15 protein-coding genes, 3 tRNA genes and 2 rRNA genes are annotated in these 19,089 nt (G+C 63.3%); 13 read left to right on the top strand and 7 right to left on the bottom strand.

Going from position 1 to position 19,089, the window contains the following annotated elements:
* The 5 genes from V9F06_15915 to V9F06_15895 form a co-directional block, all read left to right on the top strand.
* Positions 1-571 (top strand): 16S ribosomal RNA (locus tag V9F06_15915); the annotation flags it as partial.
* Positions 572-852: 281 nt separating this feature from the next.
* Positions 853-926: transfer RNA gene (locus V9F06_15910), tRNA-Ile, on the top strand.
* A 49-nt stretch (positions 927-975) separates the two neighbouring features.
* Positions 976-1,048, top strand: a tRNA-Ala gene (locus tag V9F06_15905).
* Between the two features lie 161 nt (positions 1,049-1,209).
* A 23S ribosomal RNA gene (locus V9F06_15900) occupies positions 1,210-4,219 on the top strand.
* 296 nt (positions 4,220-4,515) lie between these two features.
* A tRNA-Met gene (locus V9F06_15895) sits at positions 4,516-4,587 on the top strand.
* Positions 4,588-4,654: 67 nt separating this feature from the next.
* Here the strand turns inward: V9F06_15895 and V9F06_15890 are convergent.
* The gene (locus V9F06_15890; GenBank protein ID MEI2619093.1) at positions 4,655-5,059 is read right to left on the bottom strand and encodes a response regulator; all 405 of its coding nucleotides are present in this window, start codon (positions 5,057-5,059) and stop codon (positions 4,655-4,657) included.
* A gap of 320 nt (positions 5,060-5,379) precedes the next feature.
* On the opposite strand from V9F06_15890, the gene V9F06_15885 reads away from it, so the two are divergent.
* Complete coding sequence (locus V9F06_15885; GenBank protein ID MEI2619092.1) at positions 5,380-5,700, top strand: isoprenylcysteine carboxylmethyltransferase family protein; 321 nt, start codon at positions 5,380-5,382, stop codon at positions 5,698-5,700.
* Here V9F06_15885 and V9F06_15880 read toward each other — a convergent pair.
* Positions 5,697-6,782: an ABC transporter ATP-binding protein gene (locus V9F06_15880; protein MEI2619091.1), complete on the bottom strand. Its 1,086-nt coding sequence runs from the start codon at positions 6,780-6,782 to the stop codon at positions 5,697-5,699. The two genes, V9F06_15885 and V9F06_15880, sit on opposite strands and share 4 nt — an antisense overlap.
* A 109-nt stretch (positions 6,783-6,891) precedes the next feature.
* On the opposite strand from V9F06_15880, the gene V9F06_15875 reads away from it, so the two are divergent.
* From V9F06_15875 to V9F06_15865, 3 genes are all read left to right on the top strand, one after another.
* Positions 6,892-8,022, top strand: a complete 1,131-nt coding sequence (locus tag V9F06_15875; protein MEI2619090.1) for a pyridoxal-phosphate dependent enzyme — start codon at positions 6,892-6,894, stop codon at positions 8,020-8,022.
* 54 nt (positions 8,023-8,076) lie between these two features.
* The gene (locus V9F06_15870; protein ID MEI2619089.1) at positions 8,077-9,687 is read left to right on the top strand and encodes a thiamine pyrophosphate-binding protein; all 1,611 of its coding nucleotides are present in this window, start codon (positions 8,077-8,079) and stop codon (positions 9,685-9,687) included.
* A 112-nt stretch (positions 9,688-9,799) separates the two neighbouring features.
* A complete protein-coding gene (locus V9F06_15865) occupies positions 9,800-10,969 on the top strand; it encodes a methionine aminotransferase (protein ID MEI2619088.1) in 1,170 nt (389 codons plus the stop codon).
* Here V9F06_15865 and V9F06_15860 read toward each other — a convergent pair.
* From V9F06_15860 to rpiA, 3 genes are all read right to left on the bottom strand, one after another.
* Positions 10,950-11,627: a cyclase family protein gene (locus V9F06_15860; GenBank protein MEI2619087.1), complete on the bottom strand. Its 678-nt coding sequence runs from the start codon at positions 11,625-11,627 to the stop codon at positions 10,950-10,952. The two genes, V9F06_15865 and V9F06_15860, sit on opposite strands and share 20 nt — an antisense overlap.
* A 39-nt stretch (positions 11,628-11,666) precedes the next feature.
* Complete coding sequence (locus V9F06_15855; protein ID MEI2619086.1) at positions 11,667-12,521, bottom strand: TIGR03560 family F420-dependent LLM class oxidoreductase; 855 nt, start codon at positions 12,519-12,521, stop codon at positions 11,667-11,669.
* Positions 12,522-12,625: 104 nt separating this feature from the next.
* On the bottom strand, positions 12,626-13,333 hold the full coding sequence (gene rpiA / locus V9F06_15850) for a ribose-5-phosphate isomerase RpiA (protein MEI2619085.1): 708 nt from the start codon (positions 13,331-13,333) through the stop codon (positions 12,626-12,628).
* Between the two features lie 98 nt (positions 13,334-13,431).
* Between rpiA and V9F06_15845 the strand changes: the two genes are divergently transcribed.
* Entirely contained in the window at positions 13,432-14,160 is a 729-nt protein-coding gene (locus V9F06_15845; protein MEI2619084.1) for a hypothetical protein, read from the top strand.
* On the opposite strand, the gene V9F06_15840 is transcribed toward V9F06_15845, so the two are convergent.
* Both V9F06_15840 and V9F06_15835 read right to left on the bottom strand, forming a co-directional pair.
* Positions 14,161-15,582 (bottom strand): LCP family protein, encoded by a 1,422-nt coding sequence (locus V9F06_15840; GenBank protein MEI2619083.1) that lies wholly within the window; start codon positions 15,580-15,582, stop codon positions 14,161-14,163.
* Between the two features lie 100 nt (positions 15,583-15,682).
* On the bottom strand, positions 15,683-16,291 hold the full coding sequence (locus V9F06_15835; protein ID MEI2619082.1) for a thioredoxin family protein: 609 nt from the start codon (positions 16,289-16,291) through the stop codon (positions 15,683-15,685).
* Positions 16,292-16,444: 153 nt separating this feature from the next.
* On the opposite strand from V9F06_15835, the gene V9F06_15830 reads away from it, so the two are divergent.
* From V9F06_15830 to V9F06_15820, 3 genes are all read left to right on the top strand, one after another.
* Positions 16,445-16,762 carry a hypothetical protein gene (locus V9F06_15830; protein MEI2619081.1) on the top strand — a complete coding sequence of 106 codons (318 nt, stop codon included), beginning with the start codon at positions 16,445-16,447 and terminating at the stop codon, positions 16,760-16,762.
* Between the two features lie 148 nt (positions 16,763-16,910).
* Positions 16,911-18,173 (top strand): MFS transporter, encoded by a 1,263-nt coding sequence (locus V9F06_15825; GenBank protein ID MEI2619080.1) that lies wholly within the window; start codon positions 16,911-16,913, stop codon positions 18,171-18,173.
* Positions 18,174-18,208: 35 nt separating this feature from the next.
* Positions 18,209-19,087: an LLM class flavin-dependent oxidoreductase gene (locus V9F06_15820; protein MEI2619079.1), complete on the top strand. Its 879-nt coding sequence runs from the start codon at positions 18,209-18,211 to the stop codon at positions 19,085-19,087.
* The last annotated feature ends 2 nt before the right edge of the window (positions 19,088-19,089 follow it).

The following is a 19,089-nucleotide window of genomic DNA, read 5'->3' as shown; positions in this document are numbered from 1 at the left end:
CGACGCAACGCGCAACACCTTACCAGGGCTTGACGTCCACCGAATCCTCCTGAAAGGGAGGAGTGCCTTCGGGAGCGGTGAGACAGGTGCTGCATGGCTGTCGTCAGCTCGTGTCGTGAGATGTTGGGTTAAGTCCCGCAACGAGCGCAACCCTCGTCGCTAGTTACCATGGTGTGTCTAGCGAGACTGCCGGACCAAACCGGAGGAAGGTGGGGATGACGTCAAGTCAGCATGGCCCTTACGCCCTGGGCGACACACACGCTACAATGGCCGGGACAGTGGGCTGCCAAGCGGTAACGCGGAGCCAATCCCCCAAACCCGGTCTCAGTTCAGATTGAGGGCTGCAACTCGCCCTCATGAAGGCGGAGTTGCTAGTAACCGCGGATCAGCATTGCCGCGGTGAATATGTTCCCGGGCCTTGTACACACCGCCCGTCACGTCATGGAAGCCGGCAACACCTGAAGTCGGTGGGCCAACCGCAAGGAGGCAGCCGCCGAGGGTGGGGTTGGTGACTGGGACGAAGTCGTAACAAGGTAGCCGTAGCGGAAGCTGCGGCTGGATCACCTCCTTTCTAGGGAGCCGGATCCGGGTCTCGAGTCATCGAGGACGGATCCCTTCCAGGTCAACGGTCGCACCGCGAGTCACCCGCCGCCGTCATCCACCATCCCACGCCTGACGAGCCCCGGCACAAACCGGGGGGAGGGCCTGGGCGGATGGGGTCGGACGGGGAGGGGCGACCACACACTGACCGCAGACACTGAATCCGCTTTTCAAGTTTCTGGTTCGCACGGGGGCATCACGGCTCAGTTGGCACGGCGCCAGCGCGTGGCTTCAGCCGGAGCCACGGCCTGGGGGCGTTTAGCTCAGCTGGTTAGAGCACACCCCTGATAAGGGTGAGGCCCGTGGTTCGAGTCCACGAACGCCCACCGCTGTTCCCGGACAGGGAAGGCGGGCGGCGAGTGGAGTCGTCGAGACGGGGCTGTAGCTTAGTTGGGAGAGCGCCGCCTTTGCACGGCGGAGGTCCGGGGTTCGAATCCCCGCAGCTCCACCGGCACCTTACCAAGTGGAGGATGCGCGCGACGACAGCCAAGCCGGGCTGTCGATCGTGTGAGGACTGCTGGCAGGTGGCCGGCGTGGTCGACCGGGTGGCCGGGAGACGCGCGAGGCGCGTGCTGGTGGTGGAGAGAACGTGGGACGCGGGAGACGAAGAAGAACCGCGTCGAAGGCACACGGTGGATGCCTTGGCGCCTGCGGCCGATGAAGGACGTGGCCACGCGACGATACGCCTCGGGGAGCGGCGGGCACGCAATGATCCGAGGATGTCCGAATGGGGCAACCCGGCGGAGGTGGACCTCCGTCATCCCCGGCTGAACACATAGGCCGGGTGAAGGGCACCGGGGGAAGTGAAACATCTGAGTACCCCGAGGAAAAGAGAGTATTCCCGGAGTAGTGGCGAACGAAACGGGAGAAGCCGAAACCAGACGGCTGGCACAGCCTGCCGGCGATGGTCGTCTGGGGTTGGACGGGCCTGGAGCGGGGGCGGCAGCACCCGCACCGAGTTATCAATCCGCCGCTTACCCGAAGGCCACTGGAACGGGCCACCGAAGAGGGCGAGCGTCCCGTAGGGGAAAAGCGACGGACTCGGTCAGGAATCCGGGAGTACGGCGGGACACGTGATATCCCGCCGGAAGCAGGGGGGACCACCCTCCAAGGCTAAATACCGCAGGCGACCGATAGCGAACAGTACCGTGAGGGAATGGTGAAAAGCACCCCGGCGCGGGGAGTGAAATAGATCCTGAAACCGTGTGCCGACATACTGTCAGAGGCTGTTGCCCGGCCTACGGGACGGGCAGGCTGATGGCGTGCTTTTTGTAGAACGAACCGGCGAGTGACCGTCTGTGGCGCGGTTGAGGGAGTGATACCCGGCGCCAGAGGGAAACCGAGTCCGAACAGGGCGAGCGATAGCTTCGGCTATCACGTCGCGGGCGGTCGACCCGAAACCAGGTGATCTACCCATGGCCAGGGTGAAGCGCGTGTAAGAGCGCGTGGAGGCCCGCACCGACGTCTGTTGCAAAAGGCGCGGATGAGCTGTGGGTAGGGGTGAAATGCCAAGCGAACCTGGAGATAGCTGGTTCTCCCCGAAATGGCTTTAGGGCCAGCCTCGATGTCAGGCGACGCCGGAGGTAGAGCACTGGATGGGCGATGGGGCTTCCCGCTTACTGACCCCAACCAAACTCCGAATGCCGGCGCCGATCCATCGGGAGTGAGACGGCGGGAGCTAAGTTTCGTCGTCGAGAGGGAAACAGCCCGGACCGCCGGCTAAGGTCCCCAAGTCTGGCCTAAGTGGACAAGGCTGTCAGCGTGCACAGACAACCAGGAGGTTGGCTTAGAAGCAGCCACCCTTGAAAGAGTGCGTAATAGCTCACTGGTCGAGTGCGCTGGCGCCGACAATGTACCGGGGCTCAAGGCCAGCACCGAAGCCGCGGATAGGATGCAGCAATGCATCGTATGGTAGGGGAGCGTCGTCGTCAGCAGAGAAGGTCGAGCGGGAGCACGGCTGGAGCGGCGACGAGTGCGAATGCCGGTATGAGTAGCGCAAGGGCGGTGAGAATCCGCCCCACCGAATGCCCAAGGGTTCCGCAGCCATGCTGATCAGCTGCGGGTGAGTCGGGCCTAAGCCGAGGCCGCAAGGCGTAGGCGATGGACAACGGGTGAATATTCCCGTACCACAGATCCCCGTTACGAGCGATGGGGGGACGCAGGGCGGCAGGCCCAGCGGAGCAATCCGTCCAAGCCGGTAGGGAGCCGCGGGAGGCAAATCCCCCGCGACGATGACCGAGAGGCGATGGCGAGGTCGGGGGACACCCCGGCCAAGTGGGTTGGGCCTGAACTGCCAGGAAAAGCCTCTAGCCAGGTGATCTGTGCCCGTACCGCAAACCGACACAGGTGGGCAGGTCGAATAGACCAAGGTGGACGGGAGACCCCTCGTTAAGGAACTCGGCAAATTACCACCGTAACTTCGGGAGAAGGTGGGCCCCGGTACCGTGATGGTTCCTCGCGAACCGGAGCGGGAGGGGGTTGCAGTGAAGCGGCCCAGGCGACTGTTTACCAAAAACACAGGTCTCTGCGAACGGGAAACCGGACGTATAGGGGCTGATGCCTGCCCAGTGCCGGAAGGTTAAGGGGAGGGGTTCACGCTCTGAACCGAAGCCCCGGTAAACGGCGGCCGTAACTATAACGGTCCTAAGGTAGCGAAATTCCTTGTCGGGTAAGTTCCGACCCGCACGAAAGGCATAACGATCTGGGCGCTGTCTCAACGAGGGACCCGGTGAAATTGAACTGTCCGTGAAGATGCGGACAACCCGCGGCAGGACAAAAAGACCCCGTGGAGCTTTACTCCAGCTTGCCATCGGGCGTAGATCTGGCTTGTGTAGGATAGGTGGGAGCCAATGAACCCGGGACGCCAGTCCCGGGGGAGGCGGCGGTGAAATACCACTCTGGCCAGGTCGGCGCTCTCACCTGCGGCCGTTATCCGGCGCGGGGACAGTGGCTGGCGGGGAGTTTGACTGGGGCGGTCGCCTCCTAAACAGTAACGGAGGCGCCCAATGGTCCCCTCAGGCCGGATGGAAATCGGCCGGAGCGTGCACTGGCAGCAAGGGGGCTTGACTGCGAGGGTGACCACCCGAGCAGGGACGAAAGTCGGGCAGAGTGATCCCACGGTCCCGCGTGGAAGGGCCGTGGCGTAACGGATAAAAGCTACCCCGGGGATAACAGGCTGATGTTGCCCAAGAGTCCATATCGACGGCAGCGTTTGGCACCTCGATGTCGGCTCGTCTCATCCTGGGGCTGGAGGCGGTCCCAAGGGTTGGGCTGTTCGCCCATGAAAGAGGTACGCGAGCTGGGTTCAGAACGTCGTGAGACAGTTCGGTCTCTATCCGCCGTGGGCGCATAGAAGGTTGCGGGGGGCTGGCCCTAGTACGAGAGGACCGGGCTGGACAGACCGCTGGTGTGCCAGTTGTCGGACATCCGGCAGCGCTGGGTAGCTACGTCTGGCAGGGATAACCGCTGACAGCATCTAAGTGGGAAGCCCACCCCAAGATGAGCCTTCTCATCATTACAGAGTAAGACCCCCGGAAGACGACCGGGTTAAGAGGCGGCCGGTGGACAGCGGGTAACCGACTGGAGCCAAGCCGTCCTCATGGTCGAGGGCGGTTCTTCTTCCCCCTCCCACACACACACCCCACCCCACTCTCCACCACCACCACCGCCCACGCGCGTCTCCCGACCACCACGGCAAACCCACGCCATCTATACCACCACCAACTGACGAGCCGGGGGTGGGCGTGGCCCAGAGCGCCCGGGCCCCACCCCGTCCCATCCCGCACCGGGTCGTGCCCCCGGGCAGCGCCGGAGAGTACTGCGCGGGCAACTGCGTGGGAGGCGAGGCCGTCGCGCCCACCCCCGACTCGTCATCACCAACACCCACCCTCACACACACGCATCCACCACCACCACCGCGGGGTGGAGCAGCGGCAGCTCGTTGGGCTCATAACCCAAAGGTCGCAGGTTCGAATCCTGCCCCCGCTACTACCAGGAAAGCCCGATGGCGAATCTCTCGCCATCGGGCTTTCTTACGTTCTATTGCAATGAAATGTCAGCAGCGTCTCGGGAGATGTCCAGACCCCGGCGCACGCATATGCACCTTGACTGTCGCCAGCAACTCATCGATATCAAATGGCTTCGCCAGAACGCCCTCGACCGGAAGATCTCCGGCGGCCGCTCGGAGATTGACTCCAGCGGACATCGCGACGATCGGCGTCGCCGCAACAATGAGTGATGAATGCATCTTGATTTGCCGACTGGCCTCAATGCCACTGATGACAGGCAGCATCAGGTCCATCAGCACAAGGTCGGGTGGCTGAGCCACGACGAAGGCAACGGCCGACCTTCCGTCGACGACGTGAGACACTCGAAATGACTCGAAGCTCAGAATCTGATCGATCAGATCGGCGATGATCATATCGTCCTCGACGACCAGGACGTGACCGCGGTAATTCAACGGTGCTCCCGATCTCTCAACGCCGTTACGTGCCGACCGTGGATCGCCGGAGGCGGCGGACCACCTCGGCTGGATATCATTGTATCGACAATCGTCCCTCGCCAGCAGCAGAACAACGCCAGGAAAGAGAGCCAGCCACGTGAACGGATTGTGGTCCCAAATCACCGCAAGTGACCGATTCTGGATCGGCGCGCAGTTGCTTCTGTTCGGCGCCAGCGCAAGCGCCGGTATCCGAACCCTGCGCCGCGTCGGATTTCCGAATCGCAACAGGCTCGCCATTGCGGTGGTCCCCTTTGCTGGCGCAATCGGTATAGCGGAAGCTGGCACGTCGAACCCTCGGGAGAAACCTCACGATGGCGCCGACGCCGGTTCGTGAAGGTCAGCTTGTGGATACTGGCGTCTACGGTGTCGTTCGCCACCCGATGTATCTCAGCGCAACACTGGGATTGCTCGCCTGGGCAATCGGCACGGGTTCCAGTTTCGCCGCGTATGCAACGCCGGTAGCCGCCGTGTTCTTTGGCGCGAAGGCACGGCACGAGGAGGCTCTCCTCGAATCTCGATACTCGGACTACGCAGCCTATCGCCAGCGCGTGCCTGGCCGGCTGCTTCCGCGAACATTCCGCACTGGTGGCCGTGGCTAAGATGCCGGGGATATCGGCATCGTATGAATGGCGCGAGCGGGGAGGGAAAACAGACACCGACCGCCGACCACGATCCCGGAGGACTGCACGACGTCGTTGGCGATATACGCCTGAATCGTCGTATCGACTCGATGTGCGGAGACACGGATCGTCACCGCGCTCACCTGACCGTGTGGCGAAATCTCGACGACCTCGCCCGCGATGATGTTCTCGGCAGCGTCCTTGGGCTGAGACACCAACTCGACATGCTCCGGGCGAATGACCAGATCGACCCGCTCTCCGACGCTCGCCATCTGGGGCGTCCGTATCATGCCGGCCACCGTGTCGACCGTGGCGATGCCATCGACGACGCGCGCTATAGTGCCTTCGAACACGTTGACGCTGCGGACCAGCTCTGCGACACGTCGGTTAGCGGGGCGAAGCAGGAGTGTCCGCGGTGCATCGACCTGCAGTATCCGTCCCCCATCAATGAGAGCGACCCTGTCCGCGATTTCGTACCCCTCCTCCAGCTCGACGGTGGCGAACAGCGTAGGAACTCGCACACGCCGAAGCAGCTCCGCGAATTCCGCGCGAGCTACTGGACGGGTCTCGCGATCGAGGCGCCCAAAAGGGTCGTCGAGCAGAAGCAGCTCAGGATCTGTCACTAGCGCGCGGCCAAGCGCCACCCGGAGTTGGACGAGCGGCGGCAGATCGTCCGGCCGGCGCTGAAGATCATCCGTGAGGTTCAGCAGGTCACAGAGTTGTTCGACACGACTGGCGAGGATCGCTGGCGGCAGGTCACTTTGCTTGAGAAGCGGGTAGGCGATATTCTCGCCCGCACTGAGATGGCCGAATAAGGCGTGCGATTGCGGGACGAACCCGACACGGCGCTCTGCCGGTGGGAGATTAATCCCAAGCCCGGTCGAGAGAACCTGTCGCCCGCCAATCTCGATCGACCCATTGTCCGGTTGGTAGACGCCGGCAATCGACCGAAGGATCGCGCTCTTGCCGGAACCACTGACCCCGATCAGACACATCAACTCCTCGCCCACATCGAGAGAGAGCGAGAGCATCGTGGTCTTGAGGCGGGTTTCCAGAGACATCCCCAGTACGGTCACGTCTGAAGCGTACTCTGTCAGCCGCCGAACTGCACGAAAAACAGTCCGGACTGGCTGCTACACTCCGTCGGTTGACGGTACGATGGAAAGGGCGATGTCGATGGTCAGTGTTCAGTTTCGTTGCGATCTCTGTGGGCATCTGGAACCGCTGACACAGGCAATCTGGCGCTGTCCGGTCTGCGGCGGCCCACTGGCGTTCGATCATCTTCCGACGATTGATCCTGCTGAAATCATTCGCGCTGAGCCATCTCTATGGCGTTACGCGGCGGCTCTTCCCGTTGTTCGTGGCGAGACACGCGCGCTCGGCAGCGGTATGACGCCGCTCGTGGGAGGCACTCTGGCGGGCCACCCTGTGCGCTTCAAGCTCGATTCGCTCCTTCCAACCGGATCATTCAAGGACCGAGGCGCGTCGGTAATGATTGCCTGGCTGAAGTCGATCGGCGTCCAACGCGTAATCGTCGATTCATCGGGGAATGCGGCAGCGGCCATGGCCGGCTTCGCAGCCGCGAATGGCCTCGAATGCATTGTCTATGCGCCGGCCACAACATCGCCCGGCAAGCTCGTCCAATCCCGAGCGTTCGGCGCCAGGGTCGTGCTGGTTGATGGTCCGCGCGACGCGGTCGCTACTGCCGCTCAGGAGGCCGCCAGGCAGGATCCGACTGCGTTCTACGCGAGCCACAACTGGCATCCGGTCTTCGTTGAAGGTGTCAAGACCTGGGCGCTCGAGGTCTGGGAACAGCTCGGATTCGCAACCCCGACAACCGCATGGATACCGACCGGTGGCGGCAGCGCGTTCGTCGGAGGATGGCGCGGCTTTCGCGCAGTCTCCGACACGCCGCCGGCGCTTGTTGCCGTCCAACCCGCCGCGTGCGCACCCGTGGTCGCTGCCTGGCAGCAGCACCTGGACGAGGTCCAACCAGTGCCGGCAGGTGAAACAATCGCGGAAGGGACGAAGATCGGGGCGCCAGCGCGCGGCCGGCAGATACTCAGCGCGATTCGTGACACGGCCGGCTCAGCGACGGCAGTCAGCGAACCGGAGATTGCGGCGGCGTTGAACGAGCTCTGGCGGCAGGGTCTCTACGTCGAGCCAACAGCCGCCATCGGCGCAGCCGCCTTCCGCGCAGCCGTCGAACGCGGGCTTCCAGTGGCCGATGGTGAGCATGTCATTCTTCTGACCGGGAACGGTCTCAAGGCAACCGAGACGATCGCCCGTCTTGTCGGCTAGACTTCAGTGTCTACATCGTGAAGCAGATCACACACGGAGGGTAACGAGTAACACATGAGCGAACAGGTAACAGGTGGCAGCGCGGCAATCGCCGCAATCGAGGCTGCCGGGGTGGACGTCGTGTTTGGCATTCCGGGCGTCCATACGCTCGCGCTGTACGACGGGCTACACGGCAGGAAAATCCGGCACATTCTGGCTCGTCACGAGCAGGGCGCGGGCTTCATGGCCGACGGCTATGCCCGTGCTACCGGCAAGCCCGGTGTCGCCCTGATCATCACCGGACCGGGCATCACAAACGTGGCAACCGCAGTCGGCGAGGCGTACGCGGACTCATCGCCGGTCGTGGTGATCTCGTCGCAGGTCGAGCGCGAGTATGCCGGCAAGATGCGCGGCAATCTCCACGATCTACGCGACCAGTCTGGACTGATGGGGATCGTGACCAAGCAGTCGACCAAGGTTCACGAGCACCGCGACATCGCCGGGCAGGTCTATGGCGCGATCCAGGCATCGACGGCCGGCCGGCCACGACCGGTTCACGTCGAGGTGCCGCTGGATGTGCTGGCGGAGGTCGGTCCGTTCGCCGAGCCTGAACTGCACCCGACCTACCGTGCAACACCAACGGTTGAGACCGTGGAGAAAGCAGCCGCGGCTCTCGCGAGCGCTCGGCGACCGATCATCTACGTTGGCGGTGGCGCGAGCGACGCGAGCGAGCCGATCACGGCGCTCGCCGAAATCCTCGGAGCGCCGGTACTCTGCTCAATCATGGGCAAGGGAGTTGTCGCCGACGATAACCCATATTCGCTCGGTCATGCCTGGGATCCGTGGGGGCGTGAGAATCCGGCCGATTCACTTCTCGCGGAGGCGGACCTTGTGCTGGTCATCGGCTCGAAGCTGGGCGCGCAGGAAACCAACTTCTGGCAGATGCCCTTCCCTGAACGCATGATCCGGGTTGATGTCGATCCGTCTGAGATCAACCTCAACTATCCGAATCCCGAGATCGGTATCATCGCCGATGCCCGAGCGACGGCAGAGTCGCTTCTGGCAGCGCTAAACAACGCTGGCGATATTGCGCCACGCTGGTCGCCCGACGAGGTAGCCGAAGTTCGAGAGCGGATTACCGAAACACGGCGCGATCCCCAGTTCGGCGGGTATATCGACGCGATGCGTGAAGCGCTGCCGCGCGAAGGGATCATCGTTCACGACATGACGATGATGAGCTATCTCATGGGTGACTCCTTCCCCGTCTACGCGCCGCGAACCTACATGTTCCCGGCAAACTACGGCACCCTGGGGTTCTCGGTGCCAGCCGCAATCGGCGCAAAGATCGGCCGGCCCGACGTCCCGGTTGTAGCGGTTGTCGGAGACGGCGGATTTCAGTTCACGATGCAAGAGGTCGCGACCGCGATCCAGTTCGAGGTGACGGTTCCGATCGTCATCTTCAACGACTCGACCTACACCGCGGTCGATAGCGCGATGAAGCACAGCTTTTCTGGTCAGGTAATGGCCACCGAGCTCGTGAATCCCGACTACGTGAAGCTGGCAGATGCGTATGGCATCCCGGGCGTCCGCGCCAACTCGCCGGAGGAATTGCGGGACGCAGTTGTCGCCGCGTTCGAGCGACGCGGACCGACCATCATCGATGTGCCCATCCCGCGCTCCAGCTAGGCGCAGCTTGCGACACGACACACTGCGAAGAGCGGTCGTCATCACGACGGCCGCTCTTCGCGTTTGTGCTCACCGGCGCCCGGTCTATACTGCTGCCACGAGAGGGGGCGCCGTGACAGATATTGGGTCGCTGAGAATCCAGAGGTTCGGGACATCGGTCTTCACCGAGATGAGTCGGCTGGCGACCGAACATCAGGCAATCAACCTCGGGCAGGGCTTCCCCGATTTCGCCGGCCCCGATTTCGTGAAGGACGCGGCAGCGCGAGCAATCGCCGCCGACCACAACCAATACGCCCCGAGTCATGGGACACCGCGCTTGCGACGCGCGATCGCTGCCGACTGGGCGGCGAGATTCGGCCGCGAGATCGATCCCGACAGCGAGGTGACGGTAACCACAGGCGCGACCGAAGCACTATTCACCGCGATGATCGCCTTTATCGACCCTGGTGACGAGGTAGTCTTTTTCGAACCGTTCTACGACGGCTATGTCGCCGATGTCGTGATGGCCGGTGGAATTCCGAGAGTTGTCCGGCTCAACCCACCCGACTGGAGCTTCGACGAGGACGAGCTTCGCGCGGTCCTCAACCCTCGGACTCGGGTTCTGCTGTTGAATACCCCGCACAATCCGACCGGAAAGGTGTTTCAGCGAGCAGAGCTCGAGCTCATTGCGTCGCTGTGCGTCGAGCATGACATAATCCTCCTCAGCGATGAGGTCTACGATCGGATCGTCTTCGACCATCACGAGCACGTGCCGATTGCGCTACTACCTGGCATGTTCGAACGAACTCTGACGATCAACTCCACCGGCAAGACGTTCTCGATGACGGGTTGGAAGATCGGCTATACCGTCGGGCCGGCGGCGCTGAATGCTGCGCTCCGATCGGTTCATCAGTTCGTCGTGTTCGCGACAGCGACGCCGTTCCAGGAGGCGATGGCCGAGGCGATCGAGCAAGCGGGTGCGCGTGGTTACTACCAGGAGTTGCGCGACGGTTATGCCGAACGACGCGATCGTCTCCGGGCAGCATTAGGGGACGCCGGGCTTCCTCCACTGGATTGCCAGGGGAGCTACTTTCTGATGGCCGACATCACGACCTGGGGATTCAGCGAGGACATCGCCTTCTGTCGCTATCTCACCCGCGATGTTGGGGTTGCGGCAATTCCGCCATCGGCGTTCTATCTCGACCCGGCGACCGCCCCGCCGCTGGCACGATTCTGTTTCGCGAAGCAACTCGCAACCATCGATGCCGCCGCCGAGCGGCTCCTCAGCGCGCGGCCTCGATAGGCTCACTATCCAGCGGACCGCGCAGCGCGACCCGCGCCGGCGCGCCATCACCGTCGCGCAGCTTGAGCGGCATGCAGAGCAGTTCCCACGCGCCGGGATCGATCGCGCCGAGGTCGAGCCCTTCGACGATGAGCACATCGTTCTCCAGGAGCATCAGGTGCGTCTCAGTTCCGGTGGTGTACAAGGGTCCAATCGAGAGATAGTCGATGCCGATTAGCCGGATACCGCGCTGAACGACCCACTCTGCGCCATCGAGCGATAGTCCGACGAAGTGATCCTCGAACCGATCCGGCGCACTACGCCAGAGCTCTGAGTTGCGTGTTTTCAGGATCAGCCGCTCGGTCCCGGCCGGCACATTCGCGGCATCCAGGTCGGACGCCGTGACTTCGGGATTCGATCCGGTCAGATCTGCAACCCAGCAGGGTCCGATCCATCGGTCGAGCGGGATGGCATCGATCGTCGTCGCGCCGTGGACGAAGTGCCGGGGCGGATCGACGTGCGTGCCAGTGTGCGATGTCAGGACGAGGCGGGTGACATTCGCCTCGTCGGCCGGCGTGCTCGAAAGCGGCTCGGTGGCAACGATGTTTTCGCCAATCCACTCGCACATGCCGGGATAGATCGGGATACTGACGTCGATCAGCCGAACGTTGTTCGCCATCTTCCTCATCCTGTCGCTAAGAGTCTGCAGGTCGGGCGACTAGCGAAGATCCGACATCACGTCCTGCGCGAACGTCCGCATCACGTCGACATTGTCCTTACCGGGCCAGGCGAAGACGACCTCGTCAAAGCCAAGCCGTCGATAGTCGGTAACCATCACCTGCACGTCATCGACCGAGGTCCACGGGTCGCCATAGGGCCAGATCGAGCGGACGATTTCGTTCGGGTTTCGTCCGATCTCCCGGCACGCATCGTTGAGCGCCTGAATCCGCGGCGCGACCTCATCAACCGGGCCACGCGTGTTCCATTCGTCGGCGTATTTCGCCGTCAGGCGGAGCATTCGAGGACCCGAGGCGCCAACCAGGAGCGGGACATGCGGGCGCTGGATCGGCTTCGGCTCGAACGGCGCGTCATCCACCCAGTAGTACTGGCCCCGGACCGTCGCCCGCTCGTCCTCCTGCAGCCGGGTCATGATCTCTAGCGCCTCCCCGAACCGATCGACAAGCTCGCGGTTGCTGGGAAAGTCATATCCGTAGGCGGCGTGCTCGCGCTCCCACCATCCAGCGCCAAAGCCGAGGATCAGTCGACCGTCGGAGATATGGTCGATGGTCACTGCCTGCTTTGCCAGCAGGGCCGGGTTGCGATACGTATTGCCGGTCACCATCACACCGAATCGGATCGTTGTTGTTGCCATCGCCAGCGCCGCGATCGACGTCCAGGCTTCAAGGATCGGTTCCAGATCCTGCCCCGGCTCAGAGCCGGTAATGAAATGGTCGGTCACCCAGACCGTGTCGAACCCGAGTGACTCCGCCTCCTGCCAGCGCCTGACCAGCTCGGGAAACGGCTCCCGCGTCCCACTCACGATCCCGAACCGCACGCGCGAATTCTCCGTCACGACGAACCCCTTCATCACACGAAACCAACCACGGCATTCTACGCGACGATAATCGCCTTCCGAACATGTCGATGGTTCTGCGGGATCACGGGGGGAGGAATGGGTCAGCGGTCGCGGTGAAGCTGGTAGATATCGTCGGGCGAACCCACGATCGCGCTGACCGCCATATCGAGGAACAGACCGTGCTCGACGACCCCGGTGATCGAGTCGATCGCCGCCGCTAGCCGATGCGGATCCAGCTCGCCAGGGTGGTAGAGGTCAACAATCAGGTTTCCGTTGTCCGTCATCACTGGCGCACCGTCTTGCTCCCGCACGACTGGCGAGCCAATCTCCGCTAGACGCCGAGCCGTCATCTTCCAGCCAAATGGGAGAACCTCGACTGGCGCCGGAACCCGGACGAATGCGTCACCGAATCGATTGACAACTTTCGTCGTGTCGACGATCAGCACGAATCTCCGCGCCGCCGCCGCAACGACCTTCTCACGGGTCAGCGCGCCACCAAGCCCTTTGATTGCGGCCAACGTTCCGCGCTCGACAGCGTCAGCGCCATCGACTACCAGATCGAGCGGACAGTCAAGCTCGACGACCTCGATGCCCATCGACCGTGCGATCGTCTCCGTCCGGCTCGACGTCGCGACGGCGCGCACTCGCAGCCCGTCGGCGACCCGGGCGCCAAGGGCGCGGACAAACAGCTCGGCCGTCGATCCACTGCCGAGGCCGACGATCATCCCGTCCTCGACCATCCGCGCGGCCGCTTCGGCCACCCGTTGTTTGCTCTCTGCATTTTGGCTCGCGCGCGCGTCAATCGTCATGATTCGAGGATACCCGAAGCGGTCACAACGTTGCACGCATCCAGCGGGTAGGATTACCGAAACGATGACGCTCGGCGTTGAGGACAGCGGGTACAACGATGGAATCTGGCACACCGACGATCCGGGTCTGGGCGCAGGACGAGGAACAAGGCTCGCTCCTGCTTACCTGGACGCAGGAGCCGGCAACGCAAATGGCACAGAACCGAGTCATCGAGGCGCGCACCGTTGCCGCGATGGTGAGTGTTACACCCGGCGTGAGCGAGGCAGAAGCGACGCCGGAGGGGGTTCGAATTCACTGGGACCCGAACCTGGCAACGAAACAGGAGCTTGCCGCGGCAGTGCGCGACGCATTGTCTCAGACCGACGATCTCCGCACCCGGGCCAACAGCCTTATCCGACGTATTCCTTCCTACCTTTCCCTGGCCCATGCGCTTGCGCTCGACGAGCGAGTCAGCCCGATGCCGGAGGCAGCCAGACAGGTCACCCAGCGGCGACCCGCAACGATGGCGCCGCTCCGCATGGTTCCCGGGTTCCCGCTGGTCTCGAACATCGTTGGCATCCTGCCAGTCCTCGGGACGCTCAGCCACTGGAGCCGGGAGGCATCACCGGAGGTCGTCGCCGAACACCTCGGAACGGCCGGCCTGAGCCGGGGACAGATCGACCGCGACCTCGCAACGGCAAGGGAGAGCATCGACTTCGCCCGACGATTCGCGAGCGACAAGGCAACCGTCGCCGCCGCGCGCGCGGCATCGGCTCTGGCGCGCGCGCGGCTTGCCACCCGCGATTGGGTGAATCAGAAGACGGCCCCGGGTGAGCCGGAGGGATGATTACGGAACGAGCCGGCTCGGCGTGGTCGGAGTGGCGGTCGGGACTGGCCGCGGTGGGATCGTCGGAGAGACTACTGGCGTCTCCACCGGGGCCGAGGACTCAAGTGGGCGCTGTGCATTCGAATCGCTGGGGAAGTCGCTAACCATCGCGCGGATGGCATCCCAATTGCCGACCAGGTAGTACCCGCCGTCGATCCAGCTCACCTGCACATATGGCGCCATGCTGTGCGTGTAGATGTCGTTGCGGTTGATCTCTTGGGCAAGTCGCGCGAGCGCGAACATCTGGCGTAGCGACAAGTCAGTCCGAACGGACGCGCCGACCTCGCCCAGTAATTCCGGGAGCTTGGTGATCGCGCCGGTATCGATCGCGCGGTCACGGATGGCCATCAACACCTGCTGCTGGCGCGCCTGACGGGCGAAGTCGCCATCACCATGCCGGGTTCGGGAGAAGCGCACAGCGGTTTGCCCGTCCATGAGCTGTAACCCAGGGGTGAAGTACACACGGGTATATCCGTAGTCCCCCGTCGGGTACTGATCATCCTTAATGATCCCGGGGACGTCGACTACGACGCCACCGAGCGTGTCCACTACCTTCTCCATCCCGACAATGTCCACCTCGGCGAAATAGTCGATACGAATGCCGAAGTTGTACTCGACTGTCTGCGCGGCGAGCGTCGGTCCGCCGCCCGGGATGTCGGAGTTCATCTCGCCATACGGGTATGCGGCGTTGATCTTCGTCGCGCTATAGCCAGGGATTTCGACGAGCAAGTCGCGGGGGATCGACAGCATGTCGACCCGTTTCGAGACGGGATCGATCCGCACAATGATCATCGTGTCGCTTCGCGGGGGGCCTTCCTCGCCGACCCTTGCGTCGACTCCAAGCAAGAGTATGTTGATCGGCCGATCGCTGTCCCACGCTGGATACGGCGTCGGTGTCGGCCCGGGTGGCGTTGGCGTCGCATTCGGGAGCGGAGTCGCGGTCGGGATGCTGACAATCCCGGTGGTGGTCGTTGAGGCGATTGTTGGCGATCCCGGGATTTCGGGCACTCGCGTCCCCGGTGTATCGACGAAATGCTCGCGCACCACCGGCGTGACGAACACCTGCCCGGCTGCTTGTCGGGCTTCGATCGCGATCGGCACCACAACTGACGCGGCCCAGGTCGTCAAAGCGACAGGCAGAAACAGAAGAAGCACAACGGCGATGGTTCGCACTGAACGGATCGGACGGCGGCGGGCAGCATGCAGGAACGCCGGTAGGCGCATCGTCCGGTCGAACGACGAAGACTGCGGGCGCGCATCCCCGTCATGCTCGTAAGGGCGTGCGCCCTTCGATCGTGGCAATGGGTAGCGTGGAGATCGCTCGCGCCGTCGAGGCCGGGCCGAGGCGGTCGAGAATGGACTTGGGCGTTGGCGTCGTCTCATGATCCTCGTGCGTGCGGCGCGTATCGCTGCGACTACAATCACGCATGAGCATACACGTCACGGGACATCCAGCGTCAAGTCCAGCCGCGAGAGATGGTTGTCAGCCGCTCTCGGCGGTTGTCAGCGTGGCACGTCGGGCCGCTATCTCCAGCTCGTCGAACAGCGCCGCAACCCACTCCGATGTCCGGGTGCGCCGGTATCGTTCGATATTGGCTCGCACTGCCGCCTTCGTCTCATCCGGCATCCGATCGTAGTTTCGACTGACTCCCTCGATCTCCGGATGCTCGGACGCAAAGCGGCTGGTTTCCGCAGCCATCTCGCTGTAGGCAACCTGCGGTCGCTCGATGACGAATCCACGCTCCCCACCGTCAGCGCCGAACACGATGAAGACCGGGATCGCCTGGTATCCGTCCTTACGCAGGTAGTTCGCGGCGATATCCCGATGATCGTCGCGCCGAAGTATTCGTAAGTCGACATCCGCGGATTCCCGAGCCAATCGCGCAACCGGCGGGATGAGCTGCGCGGAATCACCGCAGAAATCTTCAGTGAAGACCAGGATCCGGACGGGATCACCGGCAAACAGACGCCTTTGCTGGTCCGTGAGCTCGGTCGCGCCAATCGCTGCGGCGAACACTCCCTGGTTCTGAGTCATCGAGGAGATGTACTCGTCGACGTTCAAGGCGACGTCCCATAGATCCGCTACGCTCATGGCTCCTCCGTGACAGGGTATCGTGCAGTCGGCAATCGTCTCGTACAACACCTGTGGCATCTGGCTATTCCCCGATCGGTATGGCAGAGTCGATCGGCGTCAGGGACGCCACGAAAGGAGGCAGCTACGCCATCGCCAATGATCGTGTCGGAATTGACCCAGGCTGTCGCGGATGAAATCGGCGCAATTGCACGAGCGCTACCATACAGGGAATCCGTCGGGGTTGACCGCGACCGTGTGTACTGGGTGGAGGTCCCCGGTCAGCAGCGGGTGGGGGTCGCGTATGCGCCCGACACACCTGGCGGGCCGGCCTGGATGATCGCGTTCGACACCCGGGTGGCAGGGCGGGTCTCGCGTGGCGAGATTCGCGCGGTGGTGGAGCTCTTTGCCGGGCGTAGCGCGCGCTGGGAAGACGCGCCCATTGCCGACGTTGCGCCATACCTGACGATGATCCGCGTGCGAGCGATCTGATCTCCGTGCTGACCGCGCCGCGCCCCGTCTGACGTATTGCCATGTCGCCAGACTGTTGCACAATACACCGTTGGAGCCGCGTCGCAGCAGCGACGCGGCTGATATCTTGTCCCGGTCGAACGATTCACCGGGGACTGAGGGGATCTGCGTGTCGGAATCGACCGTGAAGGAGCAGGACACGACGAGACCGCCGGGCGTGATGACACGCCTGCGGTCGGTTCTGGCCGAACATCCCCGCGCTGTCTGGTCGATGGCGCTCGGCAACCTGATCCTCTGGACCGGTCGCGGCATGACCATCCCGTTTCTGGTGATCTTCTTCTCGCAGATCGTCGGGCTCCGGGCCAGCATCGTCGGCAGCGGCATCGCGATGGCCAGCCTCGGTGGGATCGGTTTTCTCATGCTGATTGCCGGGCAGATCGATCGACGCGGTGGCCGGCCCGTGTTGCTCGTCTGCATGGCCGTCATCGCCGTCGCGACCTCAATCTACCCATGGGGCACGTCGGTCTGGACGTTCCTGGCAGTCACGATCGTGCTCAATTTCGCCAGTCAGGTTTACTGGCCGGCCTCCGACTCGACGATCGCGTCGCTAACCGCGCGAGCGCGGGTGGCCGAGGCTATGTCGGTGCTCCGGGTTGCGAACGCAGTCGGGATCGGTGTCGGGGGCATGCTGGGCGGCGCAATCGTGGCGGGCGGCGGACTGCACGAATATCGCATCCTCTTCGTCGTCAGCGCACTGATGATCGCCAGCGCAGCAGTGTTGATCTGGAGAACGGTCCCCGCGATTCGGCTGCACGCCACGGATGGCGCCGGCGCGCATGGAACATGGGCTGATGTCCTGCCAGATCGGACATTCATCTTCGCGCTCGTCATCCTGTTTATCCTCGTGTTCGGCTTCACCCAGATCACGATGAGCGTGCCGGCCTACTTGCGCGAAGCAGCCGGAATCGGAGAAGGAACGATCGGCGCATTGTTCCTGCTGAATACCATCATTGTCGTCAGCACGCAGATCCCCGTCGCCGCATGGATCAACCGCGGTCAAATCGGCCGACCGCTGGTCACGGCGTCAGTCCTCTGGGCGATCGCTTTCATGTTCATCCTGGCGACACCCCACGTCGGAATTGCCGCCGCGGTCGCCGCGTTTGTGATCTACACGGCTGGCGAGATCCTGTTCATGCCGGTGACGGCGGTTGTACCGGTGCGGCTGGCGCCGCTCCATCTACGGGGTCGCTATTTTTCAGCCACCAGCATCGTCTGGGGCGGGTCGTTTGCCCTGGCGACCTTTACGGCCGGTATCGCGCTGGATCTCCCGAATCCGGGTGTGATCTGGCCGATGATGACGATTCTGATGCTGATCGGCGGCGCACTATCGATTCGATTCGCTCGTTCGCCGCGAGTTGCTCCCGACGCATGATGGCCGGCTCGCGCCGAATGCGACAGGAGAAGGAGATGGTGAGGTTTATGAGCAACGGTGTCACCTTTGGAATCGTCACTGCCCAGCACTGGCGGTCGTGGCCGATGCTGGTCGAGCAATGGAGTTGGGCGGAAGAAGCGGGCTGGGATTCGGCCTGGCTGTTCGACCACTTCTTCTCACTCTACGACGGAGAGGATGGCCCGACGCTCGATGGATGGACCGCGCTCGCCGGCCTGGCCAGCAGCACAAGCCGCATCCGTATGGGTCTGATGGTAACGGGCAACATGCACCGCAACCCGGCGATCATGTTCAAGCAGGCTGTCACTGTCGACCACCTGTCGGGTGGCCGCCTCATCCTCGGCATGGGCGCTGGGTGGAACGAGCGCGAGCACTCCTCCTACGGCATCCCCTTCCCATCGGCTCGTGAACGCGTCGATCGCTTCGGTGAGGCGATGGAGCTCATGGGTCAGCTTGAGACCCAGGACCGGACGACCTACCACGGGGAGTACTACACGCTGGAGGATGCGCCGTTCGCGCCGAAGCCGGTCAATCACCACATTCCCGTGCTGATCGGTTCGACCGGGAAGCGCATGCTTCGCCACGTCGCCCGTTATGCTGATCTCTGGGACGGTGGCGGCAGCCCCGAGGAATACGTAGGGCACGACGCGCAACTGGTCGCCGCATGCCGGGAGGTTGGTCGCGATCCATCGGAAATCCGCCGCTGCCTTTCGACCGGCGCAGATCCACTTGTGTCCGAGGATGCGTTCCGCCAGCACGTCCATGCGTACTATCAGGCGGGCGTCCGCGACTTCATGTTCGACTTGCCAACGGGATCGCCTTCGGCCACGGTGGTGGACATCTCAACGCGGGTGATTCCCGAGCTACGGATGGAGTTGGCGGGGCAACCTGGCTGACG

Source organism: Thermomicrobiales bacterium, from assembly GCA_037045155.1.
In the GTDB taxonomy this organism is placed as follows: Bacteria; Chloroflexota; Chloroflexia; order Thermomicrobiales; family CFX8; genus JAMLIA01.
The sequence above is the reverse complement of the archived record's forward strand: the minus strand, read 5'-3'. Positions and strand labels throughout refer to the sequence as shown.